This window comes from cf. Phormidesmis sp. LEGE 11477, assembly GCF_015207105.1.
In the GTDB taxonomy this organism is placed as follows: domain Bacteria; phylum Cyanobacteriota; class Cyanobacteriia; order Phormidesmidales; family Phormidesmidaceae; genus Phormidesmis.
Window position 1 is genome coordinate 1 of sequence record NZ_JADEXO010000179.1, and the last position, 8167, is coordinate 8167.

The 8167-nt window shown below is 48.7% G+C and carries 7 protein-coding genes and 1 pseudogene; 5 read left to right on the forward strand and 3 right to left on the reverse strand.

What is annotated here, in order from left to right; genetic code table 11:
- From IQ256_RS27525 to IQ256_RS27540, 4 genes and pseudogenes are all read left to right on the forward strand, one after another.
- Nucleotides 1–290 (forward strand): annotated as a pseudogene (locus IQ256_RS27525) (FAD-dependent hydroxylase); the annotation flags it as partial.
- 3 nt (nucleotides 291–293) lie between these two features.
- Nucleotides 294–1583, forward strand: a complete 1290-nt coding sequence (locus tag IQ256_RS27530; protein ID WP_193858889.1) for a methylglyoxal synthase — start codon at nucleotides 294–296, stop codon at nucleotides 1581–1583.
- A 211-nt stretch (nucleotides 1584–1794) separates the two neighbouring features.
- Entirely contained in the window at nucleotides 1795–2271 is a 477-nt protein-coding gene (locus IQ256_RS27535; RefSeq protein WP_370623563.1) for a globin domain-containing protein, read from the forward strand.
- A 105-nt stretch (nucleotides 2272–2376) separates the two neighbouring features.
- Complete coding sequence (locus IQ256_RS27540; RefSeq protein WP_193858890.1) at nucleotides 2377–3561, forward strand: DNA cytosine methyltransferase; 1185 nt, start codon at nucleotides 2377–2379, stop codon at nucleotides 3559–3561.
- Here the strand turns inward: IQ256_RS27540 and IQ256_RS27545 are convergent.
- The 3 genes from IQ256_RS27545 to selD all read right to left on the reverse strand — a co-directional run bounded on the left by IQ256_RS27545 (nucleotide 3468) and on the right by selD (nucleotide 6973).
- Entirely contained in the window at nucleotides 3468–4109 is a 642-nt protein-coding gene (locus IQ256_RS27545) for a hypothetical protein (protein ID WP_193858891.1), read from the reverse strand. The genes IQ256_RS27540 and IQ256_RS27545 overlap by 94 nt on opposite strands.
- A gap of 98 nt (nucleotides 4110–4207) precedes the next feature.
- The gene (locus IQ256_RS27550) at nucleotides 4208–4432 is read right to left on the reverse strand and encodes a helix-turn-helix domain-containing protein (protein ID WP_370623562.1); all 225 of its coding nucleotides are present in this window, start codon (nucleotides 4430–4432) and stop codon (nucleotides 4208–4210) included.
- Nucleotides 4433–4501: 69 nt separating this feature from the next.
- Nucleotides 4502–6973 (reverse strand): selenide, water dikinase SelD, encoded by a 2472-nt coding sequence (gene selD, locus IQ256_RS27555; protein ID WP_193858893.1) that lies wholly within the window; start codon nucleotides 6971–6973, stop codon nucleotides 4502–4504.
- Between the two features lie 346 nt (nucleotides 6974–7319).
- Here selD and psbA point away from each other — a divergent pair.
- The coding region (gene psbA, locus IQ256_RS27560) for a photosystem II q(b) protein (protein WP_193858894.1) at nucleotides 7320–8167 on the forward strand (848 nt) is incomplete at its 3' end.

The following is an 8167-nucleotide window of genomic DNA, read 5'->3' on the forward strand; positions in this document are numbered from 1 at the left end:
CCCTAGCTGAGATTCTTCAACAGGCAGCCCATGCAGGCGAAAACTTGGGCTGCTTGAAAGTGCTCAAACGCTATCAGCGCTGGCGCAGAACAGAAAACTGGTTCACCCTCAGCCTGACTGATTTTCTTAATCGTTCTTTTTCTAATCAATTCCTACCGCTAGTGATCGCTCGCCGCGCAGGCATTTGGGTGCTAGATATGGTGACGCCGCTGAAGCGACTGATACTGAGATTGATGACAGGATTTTTTGGCAAGCTGCCCACCAAAGCAAAACTCCCTAAGGCAAAATAGGCGATGCCAACCACGATTGCCTTGATTGCCCATGACAGCCACAAAGACGATCTAGTCAGCTTTGTGACAGAGTACGCTGCTCTGATTGACCGCTATCAGCTTGTAGCAACCAAGACGACGGGCGATCGCATCAATCAAAACACGCCCCTCACCGCCCAAACGCTGCTGCCTGGAAAGCTAGGCGGCGATGTCCAAATCGCGGCCCAAGTAGCCGAAGGACAAATCGCAGCGGTGATCTTTTTAACTGACTCGCTTAGTGCCAACTACTGCAGCGCTGATATCAGCCTGATGCTGCGGATCTGTCAGCTACATGATGTTCCACTAGCGACTAACCTTTCTACCGCCCAAGCTGTTGTGCTGGCGCTCGCCAAAAGCCGGGTAGCGCACCTGATTTTCAATCCAATTTCTGGCCAGGGTAACCCCGATCAAGATCTAAAGCTGATTCGCCAGATACTAGAGCCCCAGATTCAGGTGAATGTGATTTTTACAGAGCCTGAGATGACGCCGGGGCAGCAGGCCAAAGAAGCGATCGCCTCCGGCGCTGATCTGGTGATTGCTTCTGGCGGCGATGGCACCGTATCTGCTGTCGCCGAAGCCGTCATGCAAACTGACATTCCTTTGGGAGTGATTCCGCGTGGCACGGCAAATGCCTTTTCGGTGGCCCTAGATATTCCGACTAATCTACGGGCGGCTTGCGAAACGATCTTGGCAGGGACGACCAAGCTGGTTGATGTCGCTACCTGTAACGGGCTGCCAATGGTGCTACTAGGCGGTATCGGCTTCGAAGCTGAGACGGTAGAGCGAGCAAATCGAGAGATGAAAAACCGCTTTGGCGTGCTGGCCTACCTCGTAGCTGGCATGCAGCAGATTGCCGATCAGGAGTCATTTGAAGCGGATATCGAGATCAACGGAGAAATCAATCAGTTTGAGTGCAGTGCGATTACTGTGGCTAATGCCGCACCGCCAACTTCTGTGCTGGCCCAAGGGTTTGGTGAGGTAATCAGCGACGATGGCCTGCTAGATGTCACTATCGGACTTTCACCCGTGGAGGCTCAAGGCATTGGGGCCAGACTGCAAGGGGTAGGTGCGATCGCCGAACTTTTCACCGCCGCCCTGGTCAAACGGCCCACTCAAAATGAAGGCATTCTTAGTTTGCGCGTACCCAAAATCAAAGTGGCGACTACCCCACCTCAAAAAGTTGTTGTAGATGGCGAAATTATCGGCACGACCCCAGTCGAATTTGAGTGCATTGCCAAAGGGCTAACCGTTCTAGCACCTATCACTACTAGCTAGATTCTGACGCGCTTCTAGCTCAGCGCAGTTGCAGCTAATGCATTCTAGCTATCTACAGCACGCATAAGCCTACTGTCTTCGCTGGGTTTTAGTATCGGCAGCAACACTTTTGGCTCAATCGCCTGCTGTAATTTGAAGCGGACTGTACTTATACAACTCCATGGATGTCGCACTTCTATAAAAATCTTTTGAACAGATTTCTCCCCATGCAATAGAATTTTCTGCCAGCTTCTACCAGAACCTCTTTCGCCATCATCCAGAACTGAAGCCGCTATTTGCAGAAACTAGTCAAGCACTCCAAGAGAAAAAGCTGATCTTTTCGCTCGCCGCTATTATTGAAAACTTACGCAACCCCGACATCCTGGGGCCAGCTCTTCAAAGTTTGGGCGCAAGGCACGCTCAAATTGGGACGATCAAAAGTCACTATCCTTTTGTGGGTCAAGCGTTAATCGAGACGTTTGCTGAGTATCTAGCAGCGGATTGGACCGAGCGACTAGCGACTGCATGGGTAGAAGCATACGACGTAATTGCAGGCGCTATGATGGCAGGCGCTGACAACCCAGCCGATCACCTTGAGCCAGAGCTGACTTTCTATGAGTGGATTGATCTGTATGGCGAAGAAAGCCCGAAAGTAAGGAATGCGATCGCCACCCTCACCCACTTTCACTACGGCGAAAGTACAGCTTGATTCAGTCTTTGCATCATCGAGCGATCACGAACCAGCGGGTTTTGTTGTCCTTTCTAGAACATCCCTTGCTGTATACTATAAGTCACATGAAGTTAAGAGGAGCTCATGAAGGCGATCGATCTTTTTTGTGGTTGTGGTGGTATTTCTACGGGTTTAGAGCTAGCGGGATTTGAAGTCATGGCTGGAGTAGACATAGAACCAAAATACTTGACTACTTTTTCGCATAACTTCGGTAAAGAAAAAAGCTTTCACTTGGACCTAGCATCTACCAACCCGAGAGAATTTATGAAAAGGGTCGGAATCTCAGAAGGTGAGCTAGACCTTTTAGTTGGAGGACCTCCATGTCAAGGGTTTTCGAAGAATGTACCTAGAAAGCAACGTTACCTTGATGCACCTAACAACCGCCTGATCAAAGTGTTTTTGGACTACTGTGAAGCGTTGAATCCCGGCCTCATTCTTATGGAAAATGTGGCTGAAATGAAAAACGGTTTTGATAAGACATATAGTACAGAAGTCATAGACAGGTTGTCAGACAAAGGGTATCTGGTGACCGAAGTTGTACTAAACGCAGCAGACTATGGCGTGCCTCAAAGAAGAAGAAGAGCTTTCTTTTTGGCTAATAGATATGGCGTAAGCTTTGATGCACCTGAGCCAACTCATGTACTGCCTAATCGGCAAATGAATTTTTTATCATTTAAATCACATGTCACTGTCTGGGAATCGATTGGCGATCTTCAGCCCCTACTTCATGGAGAACAGCCAAATGAGTGCGAATACGCAGAAGAGCCGTTTTCTGAATTTCAGATTTTAATGAGAGGCTCCAGAAAGACTGTCAGAAATCATATTGCAAGAAAGCTAAGAACCAAGCAATTTCAACGACTATCTGCTTTGAAGCCAGGACAAGGGCTCAAAGATCTTCCGGTCGAGCTACAAGTTAAGAGTGGCTATAGTGGAGCTTACGGACGCTTGACTAAGGATATGATCGCTCCTACTATTACGCGCTGGGTCTTTCATCCAGGTTCTGGCCGTTGGGGACATCCGGTTGATATTCGAACCTTGAGCATTCGTGAGGTGGCAAGAATTCAGAGCTTTCCTGACGACTTCGAATTTGTTGGAACCTACACCGACCAAGCAGGCCAACTTGGCAATGCCGTGCCTCCTCTGCTGACAAAAGAAATTGTCAAGAGTCTGATTAATCAGCTCGAGAAATCATCTCTATCCAAAATCTCTAGAAATTCTTCGATAGAGAGTTTCTCAGCGGCAGATGGCAAATTGAATCTTATTGCGTGAGGGTCGTTGTGGCTAGGCCACCAATTTTTCTCGCCACTAAAATGAAGCTGATTTTCTCCTAGACCGTGCCATGCCCACCATTTTTGATTGGTCAACTTATGAATGCCATGAAGAGCTGGCAACTGCTCTTTTTTGGTAGTTACTTTAGGAGAAGCCCACCGCCAGGAAAAATTATTGGGATCAAAAAGATCGGGTTGCTCTTTCGAGCAAAGCTGTTTCTCAAAGTACACAATCGCTCTGTCTGGATAGACTATCAGCCTAGAGTAGCCAAGTTGCTCAAGTCTATACAGCGCAAAGCTTTCTCTAATGTGCTGATTACAAAAATGAATGATGGCATTACCTAGATTTTCTAACCCTTTGGTGCCTTCTCTTGAAGCTAATATAAGCTGCTGAGAGTTTGGTATCTTTGCTCTTTTCCATGTAACTGGAGTACTTGATTTGGTCGATTTTACTTGCCAGCCATAACCCCGTTCTTGCTCAATGACATCAACAAAGTCATATATGTTTAGAACGGTCCCGCCTCTAACGTGGGCAATAACTCCTTCCATTACCGCGCCTGGAATGGAATCGTTGTAGAAGGGTAGGCTCGCGTACTTGTATAGAATTCTCTGTATCTTCTTTAGCTGCTCAGGGGTTGAAAATATACTCACTGCTCCTCGAATTCAAGAAGACTAGACGGATGTTCATCCAACGCGAGCGCTATTTCGCGCACTATTTCGATAGTTGGATTACGAACACCACGTTCAATGCCGCTAATATAAGTTCTATGCAATCCAGAACGTTCAGCGAGCTTCTCTTGTGACCAACCCTTAAGCTCTCTGCTTTTTCTCACGTTACGACCGAAAAGTATTTTTATGTCCATACACTCCATAGCGTGAGCGTATGTATACGATTGGTCTACAGACTATAAGTCACAACAAAAGCGCAGAAAATCTATTATTTATGTGAATTCGCTATCCTGTGGGATTGGCGTCACAGCTATGGTGAGCGGTTTAGGCGCAGCCTCTTTTGCATGTATAGCCCGTGTGACGCTACCAATACAGCGGCTTTCTTTGTACCCTAGTTGATGGAGTGCGCTTAGGCAGCTATCTACTTGACTCGCTGGAATGCTGGCGAGAAGTCCACCGGCAGTTTGAGGATCAAAAAGAATTTGAAAGTCAGGAGCGTGCGTGTCTATTTGTTCAATGCTTTGTCTAGTGCTTAGTGCTTTCCTACTTGATGCTGAGTTACTTAATTCTGGGCTACCTAACGTTGGGCTATCTAGTGCTGGGCGAATAGCAGGCAGTGCGTTTTCTAGGTTGCGCTGATGCAAAGAGCTGACAATACTCTCTTTCAAAGCGTGCTCAGCGCCCGGTAGCAGCCCGATTGTATTTAGGTTCAAGCTAACTTCTACTCGTGAGGCTTGCACCATTTCTAATAGATGCCCCGCCAGCCCAAATCCAGTGACGTCTGTACAAGCAGTTGCACCCTGCTGTTTCAGGCACTCTGCTGCCATTTGATTGGACTGTAGCATGCTTTGGATGGCCGCTTCTATCCATCGCCCTTTTGCCTTTAGCTGGCTATCTGCTGCAAACAGTGCGCCAGTACCTAGTGCTTTGGTCAAAATCAAAGCCTGTCCTGGTTGTAGTCCATTTTTTCTCCAGGTGCGTTCAGGATCTATCCAACCATTACAAGAAAAGCCCAGTGAAAGTTCTGTTCCTTCTGTGGTGTGTCCACCGACGAGAAAGGTTTTTGCTTTTGCTAGGGCAAGCATGGTGCCAGAGAGTAGCTGATAGAGGATTTCTTCTTGTTTGTTGCTATTGCCGTAAGGAATAGTTGCGATCGCCAATACGTTATGACTAGTCGCGCCCATGGCGAACAAGTCACTTAGACAGTGATTGACACAAATCTGACCAAAAATAAAAGGATCATCGACTAAAGCACTGAACTGATCGACTGTATGGACGGCGAGTTTACCCGCTGGAATCTGAACAATGGCGGCATCATCTGGCTGATCTAGCCCTGTGTAGATATTGTTCCGGTGGGGCCAGTCACTGTTGCTAGCAGCTTCAGCTCGAACTCGGTTTAGGGCGCGTTTGAGAGTTTGGTTGCCGACTTTAGAGCCACAGCCCGCACAGTGCATTTGCGGAGATGTAGCCGAGAGATTGGGAGAAGAGGAATGGGAAGATGGGGAAATAGAAGCGCGGGGGCGATCGCGTTTATTCGCAGCTAGGGGCATGTCTGGAAAGTCGGAAAACAGCCGCATGAATTTTTGATCGATGCTGTCTTTCCAGGCGCGGCACCATTTGGCATGAACAGCAAATGGCCCCCAAGAGGCAATAGATTTTTCAGTATCGGTATCAATAATGTTGAGATAGCGGCTTTGTGGTTTGAAGGGCATTAGCGGCTGATGGGTGACCTGGCACTTTAGATTTTCGTATAGCGGTGGTCCTTGTCGAACGGCGAAGACGCCTGCTTTGGGCCTTTTGTGGTTGACCATGGTCGCCACATCTCCAGCCGCAAAGATGTTGGGATGACTAAGGGTTTGCAAAGTATCATCGATGGCGATAAATCCGTCTGAAGTGAGTGATAGGGCACTGTCTTTTAGCCAGGAGGGCGCAGAGGCATTGGTGACCCAGAAGGTGCGATCGCATGTCACCACCAAACCCGACTCACAGCGCACCGTTGTTTCGGTCACTTCACAAACCGTTTCTCGGGTATGCATCTGGATTTCTCGCTCTTTGCACATCTTTTCGACCATCCACTGCGTCAGTCGGTTGCGTCCTTTTGCTAGGTGCTTGCCTCGCTGAAAGATATGAACGCGGATCTGTTGTTTTGCAGCTTGGCTATATTTTTCAACTAGCTGCCAAAGCCGAACCTGCATGGCAAAGGCCATTTCTACGCCGCCGACGCCACCGCCGACGATACCGATCGTTGCTGTTGTCTTGGGGTTCTGTATTAGCGCCTTCTCAAGACTCTCTAAATAGCTTTTCCAAGCTTGTAACAAACTAGGAACGGGCTTAGCTGGAATCGCGTATTGATCGGCCCCAGGCACCTGAGACTTGGTGGGGGTGCTGCCAACGTCGATAGACAAAGTATCGTAGGCAATAGGCGGATGATTCTGGCAGATGACCTTTTGCCTGGTCGAGTCAAGCCCGATCATTTGATCGATGACCAGATGGCAGTTGGCAAAGCGAGTGAGCGATCGCAAGTCGATATGGGCCGTGTCAAAGTCGTATAGGCCCGCAATATGGCACGGCAGCATCCCTGAATATGGCGTGTCGACTAGGTTGGTAATTAGCGTGAGCTGAACGTTAGTAGGCCACGCCTTCATTGCCATTTTACGCAAGACAAGGGCGTGACTATGACCACCACCAACAAGAACTAGACTGTGGGTGATGGGAGTATGAGCAGCAAAAACGTCAGCTTGCATACGAGCTTATTGAGGAGGACAGCTAGTGAAGTTAGAGATTGATCTTAGCCGCTGCGAACGCAGGTTGCTGAGTTCATCTTCTGTAAGTCGCCTTGATCTGTCACAGCATACTGTGTGTATTAGAGGATATATCACGGACGCGATCGCCTGTATAAAGCAGTCCGCAACTGTTCTAGACGGCTACGTTATAAGCAAGTCAACAGGCTCACGCGAAATCTATTCTGTAAACCCGTTTGCAATATTTCGTTACATATGCTATGATAGGTACATACCGACAGACAAAAGCGTTTGTTTGAACGCCTAGTCCGTCATATACCTATTCACTTTCACCCCCCGCAATCATTTAATGGTTTCTACAACTACTACTCTTCAGAAGCGTGAAAGCGCTTCTTTGTGGGAGCAGTTCTGTCAGTGGGTTACAAGCACCGAGAACCGCCTCTATGTAGGTTGGTTCGGCGTCTTGATGATCCCGACACTGCTCGCCGCCACTGCCTGTTTCGTCATCGCGTTCATCGCAGCCCCTCCCGTCGACATCGACGGCATCCGTGAGCCTGTTGCAGGTTCATTGATGTACGGCAACAACATCATCTCTGGTGCGGTTGTTCCTTCTTCTAACGCGATTGGCCTGCACTTCTACCCCATCTGGGAAGCTGCCTCACTCGATGAGTGGCTCTACAATGGCGGTCCTTACCAGCTGGTCATCTTCCACTTCCTCATCGGCGTTTTCTGCTACATGGGTCGTGAGTGGGAGCTATCCTACCGTCTCGGTATGCGCCCTTGGATCTGTGTTGCTTACTCTGCGCCTGTCGCAGCGGCAACTGCAGTGTTCTTGATCTACCCGCTCGGTCAGGGTTCGTTCTCTGACGGTATGCCTTTGGGTATCTCTGGTACGTTCAACTTCATGTTGGTGTTCCAGGCAGAGCACAACATCTTGATGCACCCCTTCCACATGCTGGGTGTAGCGGGTGTATTCGGTGGTTCACTCTTCTCAGCTATGCACGGTTCACTCGTTACTTCGAGTTTGGTTCGTGAAACAACTGAGACTGAGTCACAGAACTACGGTTATAAGTTTGGCCAAGAAGAAGAGACATACAACATCGTTGCAGCGCACGGCTACTTCGGTCGTCTGATCTTCCAATACGCATCGTTCAACAACAGCCGTTCGCTCCACTTCTTGTTGGGTGCATGGCCTGT

What these genes read in the sequence shown, in the direction of transcription:
- selD (WP_193858893.1), bottom strand. Translation starts at nt 6,973, where the DNA reads ATGCAAGCTGACGTTTTTGCTGCTCATACTCCCATCACCCACAGTCTA.
- IQ256_RS27550 (WP_370623562.1), bottom strand. Translation starts at nt 4,432, where the DNA reads ATGGAGTGTATGGACATAAAAATACTTTTCGGTCGTAACGTGAGAAAA.
- IQ256_RS27530 (WP_193858889.1), top strand. Translation starts at nt 294, where the DNA reads ATGCCAACCACGATTGCCTTGATTGCCCATGACAGCCACAAAGACGAT.
- IQ256_RS27540 (WP_193858890.1), top strand. Translation starts at nt 2,377, where the DNA reads ATGAAGGCGATCGATCTTTTTTGTGGTTGTGGTGGTATTTCTACGGGT.
- IQ256_RS27545 (WP_193858891.1), bottom strand. Translation starts at nt 4,109, where the DNA reads ATGGAAGGAGTTATTGCCCACGTTAGAGGCGGGACCGTTCTAAACATA.